The 21,352-nt window shown below is 31.3% G+C and carries 25 protein-coding genes and 1 riboswitch; of the genes, 13 read left to right on the top strand and 12 right to left on the bottom strand.

Annotation, left to right across the window (positions count from 1 at the left end; genetic code table 11):
* Positions 1-4: 4 nt before the first annotated feature.
* Complete coding sequence (gene ribD / locus LQ677_RS03540) at positions 5-1,051, bottom strand: bifunctional diaminohydroxyphosphoribosylaminopyrimidine deaminase/5-amino-6-(5-phosphoribosylamino)uracil reductase RibD (protein WP_191835871.1); 1,047 nt, start codon at positions 1,049-1,051, stop codon at positions 5-7.
* Positions 1,052-1,193: 142 nt separating this feature from the next.
* A riboswitch (FMN riboswitch) is annotated at positions 1,194-1,326 on the bottom strand.
* Positions 1,327-1,964: 638 nt separating this feature from the next.
* Entirely contained in the window at positions 1,965-3,479 is a 1,515-nt protein-coding gene (locus LQ677_RS03535; RefSeq protein WP_204252538.1) for an FAD/NAD(P)-binding protein, read from the bottom strand.
* A 252-nt stretch (positions 3,480-3,731) separates the two neighbouring features.
* Between LQ677_RS03535 and LQ677_RS03530 the strand changes: the two genes are divergently transcribed.
* The 5 genes from LQ677_RS03530 to LQ677_RS03510 all read left to right on the top strand — a co-directional run bounded on the left by LQ677_RS03530 (position 3,732) and on the right by LQ677_RS03510 (position 8,196).
* The gene (locus LQ677_RS03530) at positions 3,732-4,886 is read left to right on the top strand and encodes a betaine/proline/choline family ABC transporter ATP-binding protein (protein ID WP_159315506.1); all 1,155 of its coding nucleotides are present in this window, start codon (positions 3,732-3,734) and stop codon (positions 4,884-4,886) included.
* A 13-nt stretch (positions 4,887-4,899) separates the two neighbouring features.
* Positions 4,900-5,535, top strand: a complete 636-nt coding sequence (locus tag LQ677_RS03525) for an ABC transporter permease (RefSeq protein WP_037588619.1) — start codon at positions 4,900-4,902, stop codon at positions 5,533-5,535.
* A 15-nt stretch (positions 5,536-5,550) separates the two neighbouring features.
* Positions 5,551-6,501, top strand: a complete 951-nt coding sequence (locus LQ677_RS03520) for an osmoprotectant ABC transporter substrate-binding protein (RefSeq protein ID WP_037588621.1) — start codon at positions 5,551-5,553, stop codon at positions 6,499-6,501.
* Positions 6,502-6,503: 2 nt separating this feature from the next.
* Entirely contained in the window at positions 6,504-7,193 is a 690-nt protein-coding gene (locus tag LQ677_RS03515) for an ABC transporter permease (RefSeq protein ID WP_025905235.1), read from the top strand.
* A 169-nt stretch (positions 7,194-7,362) separates the two neighbouring features.
* Positions 7,363-8,196 carry a DUF6612 family protein gene (locus LQ677_RS03510; RefSeq protein WP_025905234.1) on the top strand — a complete coding sequence of 278 codons (834 nt, stop codon included), beginning with the start codon at positions 7,363-7,365 and terminating at the stop codon, positions 8,194-8,196.
* A 416-nt stretch (positions 8,197-8,612) separates the two neighbouring features.
* On the opposite strand, the gene sagB is transcribed toward LQ677_RS03510, so the two are convergent.
* Both sagB and LQ677_RS03500 read right to left on the bottom strand, forming a co-directional pair.
* Positions 8,613-9,548, bottom strand: a complete 936-nt coding sequence (gene sagB, locus LQ677_RS03505) for a peptidoglycan release complex glucosaminidase SagB (RefSeq protein WP_239748108.1) — start codon at positions 9,546-9,548, stop codon at positions 8,613-8,615.
* A 186-nt stretch (positions 9,549-9,734) separates the two neighbouring features.
* The gene (locus tag LQ677_RS03500; RefSeq protein ID WP_025905232.1) at positions 9,735-9,956 is read right to left on the bottom strand and encodes a hypothetical protein; all 222 of its coding nucleotides are present in this window, start codon (positions 9,954-9,956) and stop codon (positions 9,735-9,737) included.
* A gap of 278 nt (positions 9,957-10,234) precedes the next feature.
* Here LQ677_RS03500 and LQ677_RS03495 point away from each other — a divergent pair, with 278 nt between their 5' ends.
* Together LQ677_RS03495 and LQ677_RS03490 are read left to right on the top strand one after the other, a co-directional pair.
* Positions 10,235-10,711 (top strand): sigma-70 family RNA polymerase sigma factor, encoded by a 477-nt coding sequence (locus tag LQ677_RS03495; protein WP_191835869.1) that lies wholly within the window; start codon positions 10,235-10,237, stop codon positions 10,709-10,711.
* A 76-nt stretch (positions 10,712-10,787) separates the two neighbouring features.
* A complete protein-coding gene (locus tag LQ677_RS03490) occupies positions 10,788-11,258 on the top strand; it encodes a competence protein ComK (protein ID WP_224658753.1) in 471 nt (156 codons plus the stop codon).
* 42 nt (positions 11,259-11,300) lie between these two features.
* Here the strand turns inward: LQ677_RS03490 and LQ677_RS03485 are convergent, their stop codons facing one another.
* Positions 11,301-12,122, bottom strand: a complete 822-nt coding sequence (locus LQ677_RS03485; RefSeq protein ID WP_191835868.1) for a DUF5996 family protein — start codon at positions 12,120-12,122, stop codon at positions 11,301-11,303.
* 24 nt (positions 12,123-12,146) lie between these two features.
* Positions 12,147-12,602, bottom strand: coding sequence for a hypothetical protein (locus LQ677_RS03480; protein ID WP_126477607.1), 456 nt, complete (start codon positions 12,600-12,602; stop codon positions 12,147-12,149).
* Between the two features lie 97 nt (positions 12,603-12,699).
* Here LQ677_RS03480 and LQ677_RS03475 point away from each other — a divergent pair, with 97 nt between their 5' ends.
* On the top strand, positions 12,700-13,371 hold the full coding sequence (locus tag LQ677_RS03475) for a helix-turn-helix domain-containing protein (RefSeq protein WP_191835867.1): 672 nt from the start codon (positions 12,700-12,702) through the stop codon (positions 13,369-13,371).
* Here LQ677_RS03475 and LQ677_RS03470 read toward each other — a convergent pair.
* Together LQ677_RS03470 and LQ677_RS03465 are read right to left on the bottom strand one after the other, a co-directional pair.
* On the bottom strand, positions 13,362-13,994 hold the full coding sequence (locus LQ677_RS03470; RefSeq protein WP_126477609.1) for an HAD family hydrolase: 633 nt from the start codon (positions 13,992-13,994) through the stop codon (positions 13,362-13,364). The two genes, LQ677_RS03475 and LQ677_RS03470, sit on opposite strands and share 10 nt — an antisense overlap.
* A gap of 67 nt (positions 13,995-14,061) precedes the next feature.
* Positions 14,062-14,451, bottom strand: a complete 390-nt coding sequence (locus LQ677_RS03465; RefSeq protein ID WP_191835866.1) for a hypothetical protein — start codon at positions 14,449-14,451, stop codon at positions 14,062-14,064.
* 211 nt (positions 14,452-14,662) lie between these two features.
* On the opposite strand from LQ677_RS03465, the gene LQ677_RS03460 reads away from it, so the two are divergent.
* Positions 14,663-16,012 carry a PepSY-associated TM helix domain-containing protein gene (locus LQ677_RS03460; RefSeq protein ID WP_191835865.1) on the top strand — a complete coding sequence of 450 codons (1,350 nt, stop codon included), beginning with the start codon at positions 14,663-14,665 and terminating at the stop codon, positions 16,010-16,012.
* Between the two features lie 97 nt (positions 16,013-16,109).
* On the opposite strand, the gene LQ677_RS03455 is transcribed toward LQ677_RS03460, so the two are convergent.
* The 3 genes from LQ677_RS03455 to LQ677_RS03445 form a co-directional block, all read right to left on the bottom strand.
* Positions 16,110-16,274 (bottom strand): hypothetical protein, encoded by a 165-nt coding sequence (locus tag LQ677_RS03455; protein WP_162841912.1) that lies wholly within the window; start codon positions 16,272-16,274, stop codon positions 16,110-16,112.
* A gap of 96 nt (positions 16,275-16,370) precedes the next feature.
* Positions 16,371-17,228, bottom strand: a complete 858-nt coding sequence (locus LQ677_RS03450) for a cation diffusion facilitator family transporter (protein ID WP_191835864.1) — start codon at positions 17,226-17,228, stop codon at positions 16,371-16,373.
* Between the two features lie 362 nt (positions 17,229-17,590).
* On the bottom strand, positions 17,591-18,301 hold the full coding sequence (locus LQ677_RS03445) for a transaldolase (RefSeq protein WP_037588645.1): 711 nt from the start codon (positions 18,299-18,301) through the stop codon (positions 17,591-17,593).
* Positions 18,302-18,494: 193 nt separating this feature from the next.
* Between LQ677_RS03445 and LQ677_RS03440 the strand changes: the two genes are divergently transcribed.
* The 4 genes from LQ677_RS03440 to LQ677_RS03425 are packed head-to-tail and all read left to right on the top strand — an operon-like array spanning position 18,495 to position 20,448.
* Entirely contained in the window at positions 18,495-19,346 is an 852-nt protein-coding gene (locus LQ677_RS03440; protein ID WP_037588647.1) for an MBL fold metallo-hydrolase, read from the top strand.
* Between the two features lie 46 nt (positions 19,347-19,392).
* Positions 19,393-19,695 carry a hypothetical protein gene (locus LQ677_RS03435; protein WP_191835862.1) on the top strand — a complete coding sequence of 101 codons (303 nt, stop codon included), beginning with the start codon at positions 19,393-19,395 and terminating at the stop codon, positions 19,693-19,695.
* Positions 19,696-19,738: 43 nt separating this feature from the next.
* On the top strand, positions 19,739-20,104 hold the full coding sequence (gene crcB, locus LQ677_RS03430) for a fluoride efflux transporter CrcB (RefSeq protein ID WP_126477612.1): 366 nt from the start codon (positions 19,739-19,741) through the stop codon (positions 20,102-20,104).
* Positions 20,101-20,448 carry a fluoride efflux transporter FluC gene (locus tag LQ677_RS03425; protein WP_037588653.1) on the top strand — a complete coding sequence of 116 codons (348 nt, stop codon included), beginning with the start codon at positions 20,101-20,103 and terminating at the stop codon, positions 20,446-20,448. Before crcB ends, LQ677_RS03425 begins: the two co-directional genes overlap by 4 nt.
* A gap of 123 nt (positions 20,449-20,571) precedes the next feature.
* Here LQ677_RS03425 and LQ677_RS03420 read toward each other — a convergent pair.
* A partial coding sequence (locus LQ677_RS03420; protein ID WP_239745031.1) for a putative Ig domain-containing protein occupies positions 20,572-21,352 on the bottom strand: 781 nt, incomplete at its 5' end.

The raw sequence follows: 21,352 nt of genomic DNA, 5'->3' as shown, positions 1-21,352 counted from the left end.
CTTGTCACTTCTTTCTTAATGTTATTTTAAGATCTCCACCAATGATTTCTGTTGATATAATTTGAAATAATTTACTATTGGATAAAGGAACGACATCTTGCGTTTGATAATATTGATATTTTCCTTGACCACCAATCATCTTCGGGGCTTGATAAATAATTAATTGGTCTACTAAGTCTTGTTCAATAAACTGACTTACAAGTTTAGGACCTGCTTCAACCATCACTTGAGCATATCCTTCTTCATATAAATCTTTCATAATCGTTTTTAAATTTGATAAATCACTGTTCTTAACTTTAATATGTTGATTCTCATACGTGTGAAATGATTCCGAACTCGTTACAACAACGACAGGATTATCTTCATCTTTGAATATCTCATAATCACCTTCAAAGCTTGATTGCTCTGTTAATACAATTCTAGTTGGATTACTTAACTCAGGATTACGAGAAGTTAATAATGGATTATCTTCACGAACTGTCATCCCACCTGTAATAATAGCGTCATGTTGTGAGCGCAACTTTAATACATCTTGTTTAACTTCTTTAGATGTAATCCATTTACTTTCTTTGTAATCAGTCGCAACTTTACCATCTAGACTCGTAGAAATTTTCAAAGTAATAAAAGGTAATTTCGTTTGTTGTTGTTGAAAAAATGCTTCATATAAGTCTTCTGCTCTTTTAGAAGGCTCATGTTTTACATCTATTCCAGCTTCGTACAACATTTCATGACCACTATTTTTAAGAGAACCATCTTTGACTGCATATACAACTGATTGAATACCGTTATCGATAATCGCTTTCGCACAAGGTGGTGTTAAACCATAGTGTGAACAAGGTTCTAAAGAAACATATATTGTTGCACCTTGAGCTTCTTCACCTGCCATTTTTAAAGCTTGTATTTCAGCATGTGCTTCACCCTTTTTTAAATGCGCTCCAAAACCTATAATTTTATGATCTTTAACAATAACTGCACCAACAGAAGGATTCGTACCCGTCTGTCCTTGTACACGTTCAGCTAAATCAATTGCAAAATCTAAATATTGATTCATTTCTTTACCTCCTAAAAATAAAAACCACCGAAAATCACTTTTCGGTGGTTGGGAGTAAAAATGTATCACGAAATAAGCCTTTTATAAAAAAGACTTTAACATTTTAAGTATAACGAAATAAGCGTATAGTATACGCTGTCGTCTATTCTTTCTCCCATCCAGACTATACTGTCGGCTTCAGAATGTTACTGAATCAGCCATAAATGAAAATTCACTTATGGGTCGCGGGCTATTATACCGCCGGTTGGGAATTTCACCCTGCCCCGAAAGAATATATTATTAAATTATATATCAGTAATCACTGATGACATCATTCTATACCATTTCACTAAGAATTACAAATGAAGAAGTTAAATTTATTTAGTTGGGATTTGTGTGATGGTTTCAAAAAGCTGATAACGGCGGGCGTTGTGAACACTTTTAATGAAACTTGTTCATAACGGGGTTGTTATTTACAAAACTCATCAGAATTGTAACTATAGACACCCATAATTACAAAACTCATCAGAATTGTAACTATGGCCGGCCTTAGTTACAAAACTCGTCCGAATTGTTACTATGAGCCCCCTTAGTTACAAAACTCGTCCGAATTGTTACTATGTGCCCCCTTAGTTACAAAAGTCGGCTGAATTGTTACTAACACACTCGTTATTTGCACTTCTTACCAAAACTGCTAATAACGACACCACTATTTGCACTTTCAGCCAAAACTGCTTATAACTCCCCATCACCCATACACATAAAAATAGAGTCTGGACATAATGTAATGTTTCAGACTCTTTTAGCATCTTGGCAGTAGCTGACTGAATTGAAAATGCGCTTGTATCAAGCTTTTTTCAACTCTAGTCATCCTTGCCGGGGCGGGACTACGAAATCTTTTTATACAAATTAGATTTCTGTCCCGCTCCCTATTCTATTTCTTTTTAGATTTCGCCTTTTTAACTTTTTTTCTTTCTTCTAATTCAACGTATAAGTCATTGACTGCTCTTACGGATTGATCGACTAATAATGAAACACCATTTACGTCAAAATTAACACCACTTGTTAATTGTCCAATCACTTTTAAATTAGGCATTGTACCAAATTTAGGACTAATGACTTCATTTGAATATGGCATGACTAGAATACCTCCAAATGGATGTGCAGCTATAATTTGTTTATTCTCTAATCCTTTAATAAAATGCTCTTCTTCTGTCAGTTCTGACAAATGTTTTTTAGGACCAGTTGCATTTATGACATAATGGTAACTTGATTCTTCTTGTTCACCTTCGTATTTAACTCTAAATTTACCGTAATATTTTCGTACATTTTCTAATCCTTCTTTAACAACAATGTCTCCATTTTCAATCCATTCGATTAATTGCTTAGCAGACGATTGAGGCATTGGATTCGCATTACGTTTAAAGTGATGCCCATACTTTTCTAAAAATGTCGTCTTATCATCGATTGTCATGGCATTCCAAACAGGAATCATATGATGTTTTACTTCTTCAACAAATGATTGGAAATGCCCTACTTCATCTTCATGTCTTAGATCATATTTCATATTCGCTACATTATCTTTTTTAAATCGATAAAGCATTTTTTTCAAGTTAATATTTTGATATTCACATTCTTTCGCAAAGAGATTTTCTATTTCTTTTAATGGTGCGATACCTTTATGCGTCTTTTTTAATTTTTCTATTGCATCTTTCGTAATATACTTCAAATTGATTTCATGTTTAATACCTCTAACTGTCGGAAATTGAGCATGTCTTGATGCTACAGTAATTGGCAGTTGTTTATGATTTTCCATTACAAATCTAATAACATCTATTGAACTAAGTCCCGTTCCAATTATCGCAATATCGTCATTTTCTTTTACATCACGCAATGCTTTAATTGTTGGATATGGTGATTCAATATAACCTTTTAATCCAGATAAATTGTACGGATCTTTATAAGGTAAAGTTCCAATAGTCAAAAATACATAGTCATACTTTTGGCATACCGCTTCATCATCTTCTATATAACAGACATCTATTTTATATTGACCTCTTTCATCTTTAATTTCTTCGACATAGCAACTATCAACTTTATGCTTATGTACGAATATATTATCGTGTTTATTTAACAAGTCATTTAAAATAGATTTCATATAATGGCCAAATACTAATCTTGGTAAATATTTCGCTTTTCCATAGTCAAAATCATCATTTTTCTTATACCATTTCTTAAAATCTTTCGTATCATCTGGACTTAAAGACATTTGATTAGCTGGTAAGTTAATGAGTAAGCGATCACTATCATTTTGAAATGGCTTGCCCATACCCATATCTTCGACACTATCAAATATATCTACCGTAATTTTTTTGAATTTTTTATGTTTTGCTAATTGGTTTAATGTACTAACACCAGCAGTTCCCATTCCTATTATTGCTACTTTCAAATTGTACCCCTCCAAATCTTTCAATGCATAATATGCAAAAAATACCGAATTTTATAAATCTATTATACATGTGAAAAACATGACTTGTCTTTATACATACCTCTAGCCTAATTCACACTTTTTGTATTTATTCCTTTTTTTAAATAACAATAAACATAAATTACACGATTTGGGCGATTTTCATAATTATGCAACTAATGTGTTATAATAATAAACGTCATTATTATAAATTTCAAAAAAAGGAGAAGTGTTATGTTATCAATCCAAGACTTAACTAAAGTTTATCGTGGCGGTAAAAAAGCCGTTAATAGCATCAATATGGAAATTGAATCTGGTGAATTCATAGCTTTTATCGGTACGAGTGGTAGCGGGAAGACAACTGCTTTAAGAATGATTAACCGCATGATTGAGCCAACTAGCGGGACAATTACGCTTGACGGGAAAGATTTAAGCAAGATGAATCCAGTTAATTTAAGAAGAAATATAGGTTATGTCATTCAACAAATTGGTTTAATGCCACATATGACAATACGTGAAAATATCGTATTAGTTCCTAAATTACTTAAATGGACTAAAGAAGAAAAAGAGAAAAAAGCTAAAGAACTTATTAAATTAGTAGACTTACCAGAATCATATTTAGATTTATATCCATCTCAATTATCTGGTGGACAACAACAACGTATTGGTGTTGTAAGAGCACTTGCAGCAGACCAAGATATCATTTTAATGGACGAACCATTTGGCGCGTTAGACCCTATTACGAGAGATACATTGCAAGACCTTGTTAAGACGCTACAACAAAAACTTGGTAAAACCATTATATTTGTTACGCATGATATGGATGAAGCAATTAAATTGGCAGATAGAATTTGTATTATGTCTCAAGGTGAAATCATTCAATTTGATTCACCAAACAATATTTTAAAAAATCCAGCTAATGATTTCGTGCGCGAGTTTATCGGTCAGAACAGACTTATTCAAGATAGACCTAACATACGTGTTGTTGATGATGCAATGAAAGATCCAATAGCCATCACTTCTGAGAAGACTATTGACGAAGCAGTTTCAATTATGAGAGAGCGACGCGTAGATACGCTATTTATTACAAATGTAAAAGGTAAACTTGTCGGATATATTGATATTGAAGATTTAAACGAAGGATATCGTAAAAAATCAGACATTATCGATATTATGCATCGAGATATTTATACAGTTAAGACAGGTACGATGCTTCAAGACTCTGTTCGTACAATTTTAAAACGAAATGTGAGATTAATTCCTGTGGTTGATGAACAATATTACATAAAAGGTGTTATAACAAGAGCAAGCTTAGTAGATATTGTTTACGATTCTATATGGGGACAACCTGAAGAAGCAGAAGCAACTGAAAAAAGTGATATTAAATAAGGAGTGAAAAATAGTGATTGAATTCTTACAAGTTAACGGAAACGAACTACTTCAGAAAACACTGGAACACTTCTATATTTCATTATTAGCTTTACTTTTAGCAATGATCGTAGCGATACCGCTTGGCATTTTATTAACACGAACTAAAAAGTTAGCCAAAGTCGTATTATCTATTGCAAGTGTTCTACAAACCGTTCCGTCATTAGCAGTATTAGCACTTATGATTCCTTTCATAGGTGTTGGTAAATTACCTGCCATTTTAGCATTATTTATTTATATCTTATTACCGATTTTAAACAACACATATATCGGTATTAATAATGTTGATAAAAATGTTAAAGCAGCTGGACTAAGTATGGGTATGACAAAATTCCAAGAAATGTTCATGATCGAATTACCACTTGCTATATCAGTTATTATGAGTGGCGTACGCTTATCAAGTGTTTATGCAATCAGTTGGGCAACATTAGCAAGTTTCATTGGTGCTGGTGGTTTAGGCGACTTTATCTTTAATGGTTTGAACTTATACCAACCTGATTTAATTATTGGCGGTGCCATAAGTGTTACATTAATCGCGCTTATTATGGACTTTGTACTTTCTAAAGTTGAACTATGGGTTACACCTAAAGGGTTAAAAGTTTCAAGATAAGGAGGAAATATAAACATGAATAGATATTTTAAACTGTTATTGCCTATCATGGCTTTATCTGTCATTTTATCTGGATGTTCATTACCTTTTCTTGGCGCTTCAGGTGATGAAAACTCAATAAAAATAGGTATGCAAAATACAAGTGAATCACAAATTATGGGACATATTGATAAATTGATGATAGAACATGAAGCTAAAAAAGATAACGTAAAAGAAAACAACATTCAGCTTATCAATAATTTAGGATCATCAACTGTTACATTTAATGCACAAAATAGTGGTGATGTTAACATTTCAAGTGCTAGATATACGGGAACTGATTTAACAGGTGCATTGGGTAAAGACCCTATCACTGATCCTAAAAAAGCTTTAAAAGTAGTGAGAGATGCATTCGATAAAGATTACGACCAAAAATGGTATGGTTCATATGGTTTTGAAAACACTTATGCCATGATGGTTACGAAAGAAACAGCGAAGAAATACAACCTTAAAAAAGTTTCAGATATGAAAAAAGTAGCAAACAAATTAGAAGCAGGCGTTGACTCATCTTGGATGAAACGTCCTGGCGATGGATACCCAGCATTTAAAGAAAAATATGGTTTCGATTTTAAACGTACTCGTCCAATGCAAATTGGTCTTGTATATGATGCGTTAAACACAGGTAAAATGGACGTTGTTTTAGGTTACACGACAGACGGAAGAATTGCGAGCTATGATTTAGTTGTGCTTGAAGATGACTTGAACTTCTTCCCTCCATATGATGCAAGTCCATTAGTTACAAAATCTTTAATTAAAGAAAAACCTTATGTTGATCGTGCAATGAATAAATTAAGAGGAAAAATTTCAACAGAACAAATGCAAAAATTAAACTACGAAGCAGATAATAACCTTAAAGAACCTGCCGTAGTAGCTGAAGAATTCCTTAAAAAGCACAATTATTTTGACGATGAAAAGGATGGTGAGTAATAGTGGTTGATAATCATGTATGGTCACAATTAGTCGATTATTATGCAACAAATGGTGGATATATATTTCAACTTTTTCTAACTCATTTACTTATTTCTGTTTATGGTGTGTTATTTGCGGTTATAATAGGTATACCAGTAGGAATTTTCATTGCTAGATATTCTAAATTATCCGGCTTTGTTATTTCACTAGCTAATATAATTCAAACGGTTCCAGCACTTGCCCTACTAGCTATACTAATGCTTGTAATGGGTCTTGGTTCTAACACTGTTGTTATGACAGTATTCTTATACGCTTTATTACCGATTATCAAAAATACGTATACTGGTATTAATAACGTAAATTCTAGTATAAAAGATGCTGGTAAAGGTATGGGTATGACATCACGTCAAATCTTGACGATGGTTGAACTTCCCCTTTCTTTATCTGTTATGATTGGTGGAATAAGAATCGCATTCGTTATTGCAATTGGTGTTACTGCAATCGGATCATTTATTGGTTCATCTACACTTGGTGATATCATTATTAGAGGTACAAACGCTACAGATGGTACATCATTAATCTTAGCCGGTGCAATCCCTACCGCTTTATTAGCAGTATTAAGTGATTTATTTTTAGGATATATTGAAAAGAAATTAGACCCAACAAAGAGAAAGCAAAAAGGTCCACAACCTCAAACACTTTCGGAGTGATATTAAATGAAATTTATATTTAAAGTAATTGTAGCAACTATTGTTATTTTAATACTTTCACCTAAGAAAAAACTCAAATAATTTACATTAATAACTTATGTAATTATATAATTTTTTGCTATTATGAATTGCATAGTGTTAGTATAGTTAAAACAAAGGAGGAAGTAATATGAAATATAGAATACTTGGAAGTTTATTTTTATCATCAACACTTGTTTTAGCAGCATGCGGGAATGGCTCAGATAGTTCAGATTCTGATACAAAATCAGAAAAGAAAGATGACACTAAAAGTTCTAGCCAAGTCGTAAAAGACTTACAAAGTAGTGCGAAAGATGTTAAAAGTTATCACACTGATAACAAAATCGAAGTTTCTGCTGAAGGCGAAGATAGTCAAACTGTAGAAGTTGGCATGGATGTTGATGAAAAAGAAACAGCTAAATTAGATATGGACCAAGCTGGTCAGAAAATGTCAATTTATGTACAAGGCGATAAAATGCTCGCTAAAGTAGATGACCAATGGGTAGACTTATCTTCTCAAGTAGAAAATATGAATATCGATAGTTCTCTAGATCAATTAAATTATGAAAAATACGCAAAAACTTTAAGTGCTTTTAAAGATGCGAAAGCTAAAAAAGTTGACGATGGATATGAACTTACATATGACATCAAAAACAAAGAAGATTTCACTAAGTTAGCTAACGCCTCAGGTAACAAAGATCAACTAGAACAATTTGAATCACAAGTTGATAAAGTTAAAGGTAATGCTGTATTGAAAGTAAATAAAGATAATCATATTGATTCATACAAATTAAATGCTAAATTAACTAAAGATGACGAAACCGCTGATATGAAGACAAACGTCACATATAATAAGTTAAACGAAATTGATGAAATTAAGATTCCAGATGAAGCAAAAGACGCTAAGAAAATAGAAGACTTACAAGGCGGATCATCTAGCTCATCAAGCAGTAGTTCATCAAACAGTTCAGATAAAGCATCATAAATAGTAAAGACTCGAGGTTAATGCCTCGAGTCTTTTTTGATTTGGACAGGTGTGGTTCCTTGTGAACACTTTCGCCCAAACTTGTTCATAACGGGGGTCTTGTGAACACTTTCGCCCAAACTTGTTCATAACGGGATTGTTAATTACAAAACTTGGCCAAAGTGTTACTATGGACTGCCTTAGTTACAAAACTCGGCTGAAGTGTTACTATGGACCGCCTTAGTTACAAAACTTGGCCAAAGTGTTACTAACGGCCTCCTTAATTACAAAACTCCTGAGATTTGTAACTAAGGAACCCAGTTAACGGCACCAGTATTTGCACTTCTCACCAAATCTGCTAATAACAATAGTCCATTACGACTACTTCTATACTCCACTCACACAAAAAAGACTCGAAACATGTGTCTCGAGTCTTCTTAATTACTATTTTCTTCTTGTTTATCTAATTTTTCATCTAATGCTTTGATTGAAAGTGACTTATCTGTATCTTCGTATTTATATACGATATAGTACTTTCCTTCTGTTTTAAGTTCGTTATAGAAATCTGCTATTATACGTGCATTACTTTGTGCCCATTTGATATCTGTTGCGTATTGATGTACGCCTGGTTTCTCTGGGTTCCATCTCATACTATATAATGTGTTTTGCTCTGGGTTTGATAAATAATGATCATGTATAAACTTCGCGCCACCTGATATGGCTTTTTGAGGTGTATCCCAGCCTCTTTTTTTAGCGTAATTTGCGCCTGTACCAATAGGATCACTGTCTAAAGCGCCGACACCATAAAAGTTATAATACTTTTTACCATCAGATTCTTCTTTAGATTTCGTTACTTTCCCTTTCTCAGTTAACATGACACCATTTGCTAATTCACTTTTGTTATTACCTGTTTCTAATATCGCGTGAGATATTAAATACACTTCATTAACATGCTCTTTCTTAGCAGCATTTAAAAATTCTGTTGTATAATCTTCAAGTACTTCTTGTTTTCTTAACATATGATGAATTCGTTTTTCTTCAATTCCTTGATACTCTGATAAGTTCAAGAATTGATATACTTGTTTTTTATCATTTAAGATTTTTTCTACATCCATCACTTCATATATTTCGCTTCGTGTTGCATTTTTCCAATTGCCTGACTCTGTTGCTACTTGCATTTTCGTATCATTTTTATATTGTTTATTTACCGCTTTACTTAAAGTTAATGGAACTTCTACATTATCTTCTTGTTTATCTACTTCATAAAATTTCAAATGATCTGAAATCAAATAATAAAACAGGCCAACAATAACTAACAAGACTATTGATAATATGACTAAATTTTTAATGGTTTCTAGCCTGGCATTTTTCATCGTTTCACCTCTATGTTTGTAAACCACCATCAATCATAATTTATTACCTAATTTTTACAATTGTATTAAAGTTTACTCTTTATATTCTATAGGATAAGGGCTTATTATTCAAAAATAAGAATGTTACGTTTTAATTACTATTATATTTCAACAAAAAAAGCAAACATGCTTTGAAAGTATGTTTGCTTATTTATAAGTTGAATAATTCATAAATATAAATGACATTGCCGCTGATCTATTCTTATAGTTATAGTGGCTTAAATTGATTGTACCCTCTTCTTCGCCATTTCTATAATTCATAAATCTGTTTACGTTGTTAATCATTACAAAATCTGCGTTATCTCTTATCGTATTCAAGTCATTATTTCTTGCAAAAAAGTGTTCTAAATTTAGATGTTCGTAATCCATATGATGAGCCTCCTAATCTTTGCCCCAATAAAACATATGTCCATATATATAACCAAATATACACGTTTGAAGCGAAAATGTAAATCATTTCAATCTATGTTTTTATAAGATATTTTCGAGAAAAAGTCTTTATTTTTTCAAAATAATCTCATAAATTATGTTCTATTTTAAAGTTTGTCCGTTTTTTTAATATTTAACTGATTTTTAAAGTGCTTATTTATTATTTACAATGCGTTTATCCGGAAATAACCGTGTGCATGCTCACCAAAGAGGACAACATGAAACAACACAAATTTGAACTTTATTATAAGCAATATAAAAATATGATTCATTATTTACTGCATCGATATCAAATCAAATATGGTTACGAAGATTATTATCAACTGTTATTAATTAAACTATGGACTGAAATAGAGCGTTATGATTTTTCAAAGACCGCTTCACTAGATAAATATTTATATACGAAATTAAAGTATTACCTCATTGACTGTATCAGAAAGCAAAGTAAAGATTCAAACCGTGTTTCCCCCACTTCAAATAATGAAATGTTAGATCAAAGTTTCATTGAATCTCATCAATTTGAAACGTTTAGTATGTTAGAGATTTTGTCTCAAGATGAACTTATGTGGCTAAAGTTAACATTACAAGGCTTCTCAACTCAAGAAATTGCGATATATTTAAATAAAAGTGAATCGTCCATTAAGTATTATCGCAAAAATGCACGTCGTAAATTGAAATCTCATTTTTTATTTTAATTACAAATGAATCTTCAAAAATTACAATCATTTTTTCCAAAATTTAAGTAACATGTTATATAGGGAGGTGTATCAATTGACTTTGATCAACCCTAATATGACATTACTGAAATACGCTGATGATTCAGCTTATAGATTCCAAATCGAATATTTAGATCAATCAACCATTTATACTAATCATTCTATCCCTTATCTTATTAACGATGCACTGAAAATTGAAGGTGCTAGTTTAAAATCAAGAGAACGTTACGCCAAATATGTCCTAAAAATTTCTAAACTTCTTCCTATTCTCATCTATGCCACTGAGGATTTCGTATTATTTCCAACAAGTGCTAAATCTAACTACAATTATATGCTGATTAACAGTAAACACATTGTTCATATCGACGCATACAAACATTACACTAAATTGTTTTTAATTAATCAGCATACGAAAGTGATATATCATGAATATCCTATCATCAGTAGAAAACTCGGTGAATCATTAAGACTCATTCAGTTTCAAAAGCATCATCTTAACAGACTAAATCTACCCTCATATATATAAAAGTCGTTACGCTTTAAACGCGTAACGGCTTTATTTGTCATGTTATATTAACTTGCTACTTACACCTGATAACAATGCTTGGTATGCACTATTAAAGAATGTCAGCAGTACTTCATCTCTTCTAATGATACTTTCTAAATCTTCTTCATAAATTAAAAAGCTTCCATCTTTACCATTATATTCAGCATATGATGGTTCTACTTGTTTCAAGTTGATTTTATCTTGCTTAAACGGATTAATCTTAATAATATAATAAGGAGACTCTCTATATTTATCTCCAAAGTAATAACAAAGTGATACGGTATACTCATCATTACCTTCTACGTAAAAAATAGATGTTACATCAAATTTATCCCAAAACAATCCTGTTTTGACATCTTTAATATTTCTTGAATGCAAAAATTGATAATGATCATATTGAGCTTGCTGCATTAATCTTAGTGCGTGATATGCAGTCTTTGGATTAAAGATACGTTCTTTATCATCTTCATCTAACGTTTTTTCATATGGAATATTATATGGCTTCGTATTGATTGTAATATCAATGCCGTTATCATGCAATGTATCAAATATAAAGTGATAATATTCTTGTATTGTACGTCCAGATTTGACGATCATTGATTCTTCCTTTTCATCTATTTTAACGATTAATAACTGATCGATTAAATCTAAGTTAATTTCAAATGTATGGTTGTCCTTTTTTAATTCACCTGTAGATAGCCCAACTTGATTGACAGTTAACATGACGTGCTTATATAATGGTTCAGGTGTATTCACAGCTAAACAACATTTCCCCATAATTTGAACAATATATCTTATTGTTGCACGTGTATCACGCCATTCATCAAAATATAACAAGCTCATCTACAACACCCCCTAGTCAGTAATCTATGAAAATTCTTTAAATCTTCTAGCGATTAATAAACGCCTTGTAAAGAATGCATTTACCCATTTGATACCTTTATAACCTATAAAAAATAACACAATACCTATAACAAGGTATAAGGCTTGTAATGTTAATGCTTCACCAATTGGTTTTGTGAAATATAATGTAAATGTCCCTAATATCAACAAAGCAGCTGTTATTAAAATGCCCGCCATTAAGACATTTCCAAATAATAGTCCACCTAACGTAATTACTTTATATAAACTACTTGGTGGTGTTGCTTTATCTATAATTTCATTTTCTACAAATTCATTCACAAATTTACTTGGTTTACCATATTCATCGATTAAATTTTTATCTGCATGATGGTTTAATTTTTCATGCGCTATATTTTTTTCTTTTTTATTGATAAACCAAAGCTTTTTATAAACAATGGATTTATATTGTTCGTTATTCATTACACACCTCTAAAATTCATTAATATTTTAATTATAACATTAATCAATCACTACGTTGATTATTTTTCAAAATTGCTATTTTGAAGGAGTGAAAATAATGTTTAATTTTAATATCAACTTTATTTCACATGAAAATAAATGGATTTATCATAATGAATACGCATCGATCATATATGTCACAAATGGTTATATTAATATTTTTTATCATACATCGAATTACATGATGACATTGAACAAAGGATTTTTGTGCATTGTACCATTTGATGAATATAGTTTTATTTATGCAGTTAATGGTCAAATATGTATACTGAATATTAATAAATTATTAATATATACGTTAGCTTCAAATATCTATGAATACTTCTTACTCAAAAATTTCTATCCTATTATTCAGTCTTTCAAATTTGATAAAGTATATGATCACTTAAATACGCTTAATATTCTTGCACCTTATCATAAAGAACAATTAACGACGACCGTTTCAACGAGTATCATTACGTTATTAGATGATATTAAACAGCCACCTTATCCTAAAATTTCAACTAACGATTCTTATGTAAGTCTTTACCACCACAATCATTATAGAAACCGTCAATTGTTTGAAGCTACTGTTGCACTTATCTTCAATACACATCAATCTATTTCAGATATAGCTTTAGAATATGACTTTTATGACCAAGCTCATTTTACAAAAGTCTTTAAAAATCACCGAAATATGACGCCGCTTCATTTTAGAAAAAGATACAATGTATATTCACATTACAAATAGCGATTGATAATTTCTTCAGCTTCTATATTCTTTGCTAAAATATTTAATGAATCAAAATTCAAATCTTCTGTAATTTCATGCGTTATAACGATTACGTCCATACCAGCATCTATTGCAGCTTGTGCACCATTCGTCGTGTCCTCAATTGCTAAACACTTTTCTGGTTCTACTTCAAGATCATGTGCTGCTTGAATATATAATTCTGGATTCGGCTTAACAAACGCAACATCTTCACGCCCTTTTATAACATCGACATATTTATCTAATTCTAATCTTTGTACATTAGGCATAATATGTGCTTTATAACTACTAGTCGCGATACCCATTTTCTTTTGATTTTGAGTACCATATTCTATTAAATCTTTAACCACTGGTTTAATAGGCAGAGATTTCGTACCTTCATAATGATCTTCAAACATCTCTTCTAAAGCCTGTTTTGAACCTAAAGCATTCAATATTTTATCATTTAATTCTTCTGATACTGATCCTATTGAAGCTTTATATTCATCTAAACTTATCTTTTCGTTATTCTTTTGTTCAATGTGTTTATTTAACGTGTTAAATAAATTAATTTCTGTATCTATTATCGTACCGTCAAAATCAAATATGATTGCATCGTACATGTTCATACACTCCATTCTAAAAAAATAAGAGACTAGGACTATTCTTAATCCCGGTCTCTTATTTTGATTATAAATCTTCTGATTTAAGTGTCAATTCTAAACGATCGATAATGTTCTCTAATTGAATTAAACTAAGTGATTTTTCCTGTGCAATGCGCTCTCTATTTGTTGCTAAATATTGCACGATATCATGTAATGGGATAATAGAACCTTTTTGTGTCCCATTCTCTTCAATAATAAATAAGCCATCTGACTCATTTAAGTTTAATTCATCTTGTTTTGCATTTAATAAATCATTCTTAAAATACACTGAACCATGAGGAAAATCTTGATGCTTTCTTTCTTCTAAAGAAATGACTGCATCGTGTATATTCTCTTGATTTAATCCATTGTAAAATTGATTAATAATTTGAGTACGATTATCGTGATCGTCGAATAATTTTAGGTTTGTTAACATAGTCATTCACCTCATCCCGTTGCTTATATTTTAACATCTTAAACTGAATATTTAGAGTATTTTATTATTACATTTTCAAGTCATTTATTACATAAGTTTTTCGGCATTCACGAAAGCGTCAAAAATTACGTCGTTTCCATATTGTAATTAATTTCAAAAAATAATAATGTTAAATAGAAGTTATACATTATTTGAAATAGAGGTTGAGTACATGAACAAAAGTTTTAATCCATTGAGACGGTTACATTTTTATGCAGCTTTCTTTATCACACCTTTATTATTAACACTCTCACTTACAGGTATTGGTTATTTATTTTATACAAATGTAGAAAATAATATTTACCATGATGAATTTTTTAAAGATAGCGCTACGAAAGGTCATCAATCATTAGATGATGCTATTCAAGAAATTAGAGATGTATATAAAGGATACGACATTCAAAAGATTAGTATTATGGATGAGCCATACAATAACAGAGTTACAATCGGGAATGAAGATGGAGATTCACGCTATATTTTCTTGGATGAACATAATCAAAGAGTTGCAAATCAAAACGCTAAATATACATATTCCAACGTATTAAGAGAAACACATAGTTCTTTATTTGTTGGTGGTAGTTTTGTAAATTATTTAGTTGAGCTAGCAGCATGTTGGACAATTTTTATGATTATATCAGGTATTTATTTAACTTTTAAATCAAAAGCATTGAAACCAACTAAAAAGAAATCATCATTCTTATTAAATAGACGATTACACGCGATCATAGGACTTATTATTGCAATTCCTATATTCATAATCGTTCTAACAGGCTTACCATGGTCAGCACTTATGGGTAAACAAATTAACCAATTTGCTGAGGATCATCCAAAGCTTGGTTATACAGCACTACAAGCTAACCCACCAGAATCAGAAGACAATGAATTACCATGGGCAACGCGTACTAAGGAGAAACCGTCATCTAAAAAAGATCCACATGCCGCACATCACGGTTCTATGAGTAATGTGATTGGTGCAGATGGACAACAAAGTTTAGAAAATATTATCGCAAGTGCTGAAGAAAATGGCATTAAAAAGCCATTCTCTATCGTTTACCCTTCTGATGAAAAAGGAGTATTCACTGTTTCGAAAAGTAGTAATACAGGTGTTACAGGACTTGACGTTGCACCAAAAGAAGAATCAACAGCATATTTCGATCAATATTCAGGTAAACTTTTAGATAAAGTAGACTATGATGATTATGGTATTATCGGTAAATGGTTCAGTTTCGGCATACCTTTACATGAAGGTCACCTATTTGGAACTGCAAATAAAATCATTAACCTATTAGTATGTTTAGCCTTTATTGGTGGCATTACATTTGGTTTCTTATCATGGATGAAACGAAAGAAATCCAACTCATTTAGCGCACCAATAAGAACTACTAATCAAATTCCAATTGGACTCATTGTTTTCCTAGTTATACTAGGAATCGCAATGCCATTATTCGGATTATCACTTATTCCAGTCGCAATTATTGAATTCTTCTTATGGAGACGACATAATAGATTAAATACAGTGTAAATAAAAAGCATATCACGTATCTGAAATTAATTTCAGATAACACGTGATATGCTTTTTTTTATACAAATATTTAAATGCATTCATATATTCATTAAATTTAGCTATTAGCCTCGTCATAATCATTACAAACTGCTTCAAGTAAGTGTCTTAAATCATGATCATCCATATCATCTGGAACTCTAACTTTTATAAGATGATTTTTATCAGTAATAACATGAAAATAATGATGGTCATTCTCATATCCTTTTCCTAGTATTTGCATGAATAACATCCCCTTAGATATATATCAAACACTCATATACTAATAGTATCATACTTATTTAATTTATTTTAATATTTGAATTTCACAATAAATTGTTTACAAGTTAGGCTCAGGATGTACATAAGATGAATAAGCGCCAGCTTCTTTTAATTGATGTTCAACTAAATCACATATATCATGTGCTTCATCTAATGTTAAATCTTTATCTACTATGATCGTTACATCAAGAAATACACTATTACCATGATAACGCCCTTTTATAGATGGTACGTCTAATACGCCCTCTATATTTTCAATTTCTTCTATATAATTATTTAAATCTTTTTCATGAAAACCATCACTCAACGTGAATATCGATTCTTTAAAAATCGTAAAACCTGTATAAACAATAATAAAGCCAAGAATGACAGCAAGAATAATATCAATTATAGGTAGACCAAACTGTGTAAATATAAGGCCAATACCAGTACCAATGCTGACTAACGCATCAGACAAATTATCTTTTGCTGCTGATTTAAGTGATGTGCTTTTAGTCTTAATCGCTAATTTCCAATTAAATAAATATACTAAAATCATGATAATACCACTTATAAAACTGACCCATATTGTCAGTGTGCTAGGTTCACTATAATCACCTTGAATTAACTTAGGAATGTTGCTAGAAATAACTTCTATCCCGACAAACATAATGATAAAAGATACAATTAAAGTTGTAATATTCTCCGTCTTCATATGCCCATAAGGATGATTCTTATCTGCAGGTTTGACCGAAATCTTCAACCCTACTAGTACTGCCACAGAAACAAATATATCTGTTAAATTGTTTAAACTATCCGCTTTTAATGCAGCTGAATTATAAGTTGTCCCTACTACATATTTCAAAATAGAAAGAATAATATAAGTAACCAAACTTATATATGCGCCACGTTGTGCAATTCTCAAATTATTTGCCATTTCCAACACTCCAATTTTTTCACTGAAATATGATTATATAACAAAATTTGAGACAAGTTAATGAATTAGTTATCGTAAAATAATATAAATTATTTCGCATATTTATGTTTTAGGCATACCTATATTTCAAGTACACATTCTCTTATAATATAGTATTTATATATCTAAAAATTTTCAGTATATGTTCAGATGATATTTGTTACAATAGACCCCCTTAGTTACAATTCCTCCGACTTTTGTTACTATGTGCCGCCTTAGTTACAATTCCTGCGACTTTTGTAACGTCTAAAAATCATTTTACTTACAAAACTAAAAAACCCAACAAAGTTAGATAACTTTGCTGAGTTTGATGAACTACATTCTTATAAAATGCTTAATCCGCTTGCTTTAATATCTTTAGCAAACCCTTGAACTGTATCTACAGATAATTCATTAATATCTCTTCCGATGTTTGGTACTTTTGCTACTACATCTTTAGGACATGTAATGATATCTACGCCAATTTCGTCTGCTTGAATAACGTTAAATAATTCACGGCAACTTGCCCATAATAATTTAACGCCTTCTTTACTATGACAAACTTTTTCTGATTCTTTCATTAATGGTAGTGGATCTACACCTGTATCAGCAATTCTACCTGCGAATACTGAAACATATGTTTCAACTCCTGGTTTAATTGCTTCTACTATTTCTTTAACTTGTTCAATTGTATAAACAGCAGTGACATTAACTTTAACATCACTTTCTGATAATTTTTTAATTAAAGGAATCATTGATTCACCTTTTGTATTTACAACAGGAATTTTGACAAATACGTTTTCACCGTATTGTTTTAAAATCTCTGCTTCTTTAGCCATTGTTTCTATATCATCTGCAAATACTTCAAATGAAATCGAAGCATCTGGTATTGCTTTAACGACATCTTCAGCAAATGTTTTATAATCCGTTACACCTGCTTTTTTCATTAAACTTGGATTTGTTGTGAAACCATCAACTTCTTTATTCTGATAGGCTTGTTTCATTTCTTCAATGTCTGCACCATCAGCAAAAACTTGTACTTTAAGATTACTCATGAATTTCATTCCTTTCTACATGTTGTGCATTTATCGTACCATAATTTGCAATCGCTTACTAAATTATTTGTTTAAAACGCCAATATCCGAGTTATTTTAAATGTATTTTGAGGTGCTTTATGGCATAATAAGAATAAATATAAATCAAATAATATTTTTTAAGTAATATAAATTGCTTAGGTGGTGTATTTTGATGGCTGATAATATAGAAACAATAAAGCATTTCAAACTATATACGACCGGTTCATTTTTAGGTGACGAAGCAGTCATCAATAATAGTCCTACGAGCCGAGTTGAACGGTACTATATTTTTTCCTACTATTTAGAAATTAATGATTTCAAAATACTCATAAATACAGGCTTTTCCGAACATGTGAAACCAAGTACGGATTTAAAAACTTTAAAATTATTTCGCAGACAAGACTATAAAGTGTACGAAACTTTGCCAAGTCAATTGTTGAAAGATCACGTACATCCAGATGAGATCGATTATTGTATCATTACAAATTTTTCAAGTCATCATCTCGGATATTTAAATGCGTTTAAAAATGCGACAATCATAACTTCAAGTGAAGCTTATCACGATTTTATTACACAACAAGTTTCCAACAACAATAACCTTCAATTAAGCTTTCATGTTATGCCGGATAACTTTAAAGAACGCATTGAATTTGTAGAAGATTTTGTACAAACTGAACACCCTATTTTGGGTAAAGGATATAAAGTCTTCAATCAAGATGCCTTAGTTAGCTATGATTTGCCAGGAGCCATGCCAGGTCAATTCGGCTTAATGATGACATTCTCTAATTTAATGATTTTTATGTGTAGCGATGCCGCATGGTGCCGTTCAAATATTCAAAAGAATGACCTTCCTACTAAAAGATTGTTGCGCAAAGCATACAACGGCGAACTTTTCATTGAAACCCATTTAAAGCTTATTGATTTAAAAGAAAATGCGAATACCTCTCTTTTTATCATTCCTAGTCATTGTAAAAAAATGGACGACTTTGAAGAAGTAATGGAATTATTAGATGCAATAAAATAATTTATATGATAACATAAACGATTATATGGAATTTTTGGAGGGCATCATGGATAAAGCTAAACGCTATTTTTATATATCAATTATACTTATTATTATTAGTTTATTTTTAAGTGCACAAAACCCATTTTTAGAAACAATGTTTGGATCTTTAGTGTCGCTCGTACTAATAAGTAGTATATTAAACGGTATTTTATTATTAATTGCTGTCTTTACAACTGATAAGTCAATTAAATATCAAACTGATAAACACTCAACACTATCAAAATTGAATAAACTATTACCAATTGTTTTATTCATCGTCATTTTATATCATATTGTCGTTATAATAAGATTTTTCGGAATAATTTAAGGGAAACATAATGTTTCCTTTTTTTAATGAGGAGGTTTATTAAATGGTATATTTAGCAATATTTTTAGGCGGTGCTATAGGTGGAGGGCTAAGATATTTAGTTTCGTTAATGATCACTAATGACGCTTTCCCGTTCTCCACCTTAACTGTTAACGTAATCGGAGCTCTTTTAATGGGTATATTCTCTACATATTTCATTAGCTATTTCAAAGCACATCCAAATATTAAAAAATTAATTACAACAGGCTTCTTAGGTGCTTTAACAACATATTCATCTTTAAGTTTAGAAACAGTTGAGTTACTAGAACGTGGACATATCTTCCTTGCAGGCACATATTTACTCGTTAGTTTACTTCTCGGATTCATATTTATTGCAATAGGTTATAGGAAAGGAACTGATGAAGCATGACGTTATTATATATTATGATAAGTTCAGGTATAGGTGCTCTTTGCAGAAATTTCGTGAATGAATTCTTCACTAAACTATATACAAATCACTTCCCAGTAGCTACTCTAACTGTTAACGTAATCGGAAGCCTTATAATAGGATTTGCCGCACAATATTTAAATGATAATAGTTATTCATATGCAATTATCGCAATAGGCTTTTGCGGTGGATTTACAACATTCTCTACTCACTTTTTAGAAATATATGAACGATACTTATTAAAATCATATAAAATGATGACTATTTATATCGTATCTACAGTCATACTATCAATCGGAGCATGTTATTTAGGATATCACTTATAATGCTTCTTACGAAAAGATACATTTATATCTATGACAAAATAAAAAGGACTGACAAGAATAAATTTTCTTATCAGTCCTTTTGTGTTTAAAAGTGTTTATTTTTTAGTTAAGATTCTAACTATTTTACTTATCGGTCTTAGAATCTTTTTTCTTTCTTCTAAATGTTAAAATTCCACCAAATAACGCAATAACAGATGCAAATAAAGTTAAGTTTTTATCTTGTTCACCTGTATCTGGTAATACTTTAGAATCGTTTCCACCGTTGGATGAATTGTCTCCATTATCTCCTGAGTTGTCATTTCCACCGTTTGATGAATCATCTCCGTTATCTCCTGAGTTGTTGTTTCCACCGTTTGATGAATCGTCTCCGTTATCTCCTGAGTTGTCATTTCCACCGTTGGATGAATCATCTCCGTTATCTCCTGAGTTATCGTTTCCACCGTTGGATGAATCATCTCCGTTATCTCCTGAGTTATCGTTTCCACCGTTGGATGAATCATCTCCGTTACCTCCTGAGTTATCGTCACCGTCATCATCGCCGGGATTGTTACCATCATTTGATGAATCATCTTTTACAATTATAACGAAAGTTGTCGTTGTTTCATTGCCTTCACTATCTCTAGTTACAACTGTAACAGTGTATTCACCAGCTTTTGTCGGTGTGCCTGAAATTGTATTTGTTTCTGGATCGAATGTTACACCGTCTGGTAAGCCACTTACTTCATGTGTCACTGGTTTTCCACTATTATCTTTGCCATTCAATGTTACATCTTTGATTGGCGTATTTACTTCTGTTGTTTGATCTTCAATTGGATCTACCGTTGGTGGCAATGTATCTTCAACTGTTATTGTGAATGTTGTTTCTGTTTTGTTGCCTGATTCGTCTGTTGTAACTACTGTTACA

Source organism: Mammaliicoccus sp. Q-M61, assembly GCF_022386055.1.
GTDB lineage: Bacteria > Bacillota > Bacilli > Staphylococcales > Staphylococcaceae > Mammaliicoccus > Mammaliicoccus sciuri_A.
Note: the sequence above shows the minus strand (reverse complement) of the source record. Positions and strands in the feature narration are given on the sequence as shown.

What these genes read in the sequence shown, in the direction of transcription:
- crcB (WP_126477612.1), top strand. Translation starts at nt 19,739, where the DNA reads ATGGTATATTTAGCAATATTTTTAGGCGGTGCTATAGGTGGAGGGCTA.
- LQ677_RS03470 (WP_126477609.1), bottom strand. Translation starts at nt 13,994, where the DNA reads ATGTACGATGCAATCATATTTGATTTTGACGGTACGATAATAGATACA.
- ribD (WP_191835871.1), bottom strand. Translation starts at nt 1,051, where the DNA reads ATGAATCAATATTTAGATTTTGCAATTGATTTAGCTGAACGTGTACAA.
- LQ677_RS03465 (WP_191835866.1), bottom strand. Translation starts at nt 14,451, where the DNA reads ATGTTAACAAACCTAAAATTATTCGACGATCACGATAATCGTACTCAA.
- LQ677_RS03510 (WP_025905234.1), top strand. Translation starts at nt 7,363, where the DNA reads ATGAAATATAGAATACTTGGAAGTTTATTTTTATCATCAACACTTGTT.
- LQ677_RS03475 (WP_191835867.1), top strand. Translation starts at nt 12,700, where the DNA reads ATGTTTAATTTTAATATCAACTTTATTTCACATGAAAATAAATGGATT.
- LQ677_RS03485 (WP_191835868.1), bottom strand. Translation starts at nt 12,122, where the DNA reads ATGAGCTTGTTATATTTTGATGAATGGCGTGATACACGTGCAACAATA.
- LQ677_RS03440 (WP_037588647.1), top strand. Translation starts at nt 18,495, where the DNA reads ATGGCTGATAATATAGAAACAATAAAGCATTTCAAACTATATACGACC.
- LQ677_RS03500 (WP_025905232.1), bottom strand. Translation starts at nt 9,956, where the DNA reads ATGGATTACGAACATCTAAATTTAGAACACTTTTTTGCAAGAAATAAT.
- LQ677_RS03480 (WP_126477607.1), bottom strand. Translation starts at nt 12,602, where the DNA reads ATGAATAACGAACAATATAAATCCATTGTTTATAAAAAGCTTTGGTTT.
- LQ677_RS03455 (WP_162841912.1), bottom strand. Translation starts at nt 16,274, where the DNA reads ATGCAAATACTAGGAAAAGGATATGAGAATGACCATCATTATTTTCAT.
- LQ677_RS03495 (WP_191835869.1), top strand. Translation starts at nt 10,235, where the DNA reads ATGAAACAACACAAATTTGAACTTTATTATAAGCAATATAAAAATATG.
- sagB (WP_239748108.1), bottom strand. Translation starts at nt 9,548, where the DNA reads ATGAAAAATGCCAGGCTAGAAACCATTAAAAATTTAGTCATATTATCA.
- LQ677_RS03445 (WP_037588645.1), bottom strand. Translation starts at nt 18,301, where the DNA reads ATGAGTAATCTTAAAGTACAAGTTTTTGCTGATGGTGCAGACATTGAA.
- LQ677_RS03530 (WP_159315506.1), top strand. Translation starts at nt 3,732, where the DNA reads ATGTTATCAATCCAAGACTTAACTAAAGTTTATCGTGGCGGTAAAAAA.
- LQ677_RS03435 (WP_191835862.1), top strand. Translation starts at nt 19,393, where the DNA reads ATGGATAAAGCTAAACGCTATTTTTATATATCAATTATACTTATTATT.
- LQ677_RS03450 (WP_191835864.1), bottom strand. Translation starts at nt 17,228, where the DNA reads ATGGCAAATAATTTGAGAATTGCACAACGTGGCGCATATATAAGTTTG.
- LQ677_RS03425 (WP_037588653.1), top strand. Translation starts at nt 20,101, where the DNA reads ATGACGTTATTATATATTATGATAAGTTCAGGTATAGGTGCTCTTTGC.
- LQ677_RS03520 (WP_037588621.1), top strand. Translation starts at nt 5,551, where the DNA reads ATGAATAGATATTTTAAACTGTTATTGCCTATCATGGCTTTATCTGTC.
- LQ677_RS03460 (WP_191835865.1), top strand. Translation starts at nt 14,663, where the DNA reads ATGAACAAAAGTTTTAATCCATTGAGACGGTTACATTTTTATGCAGCT.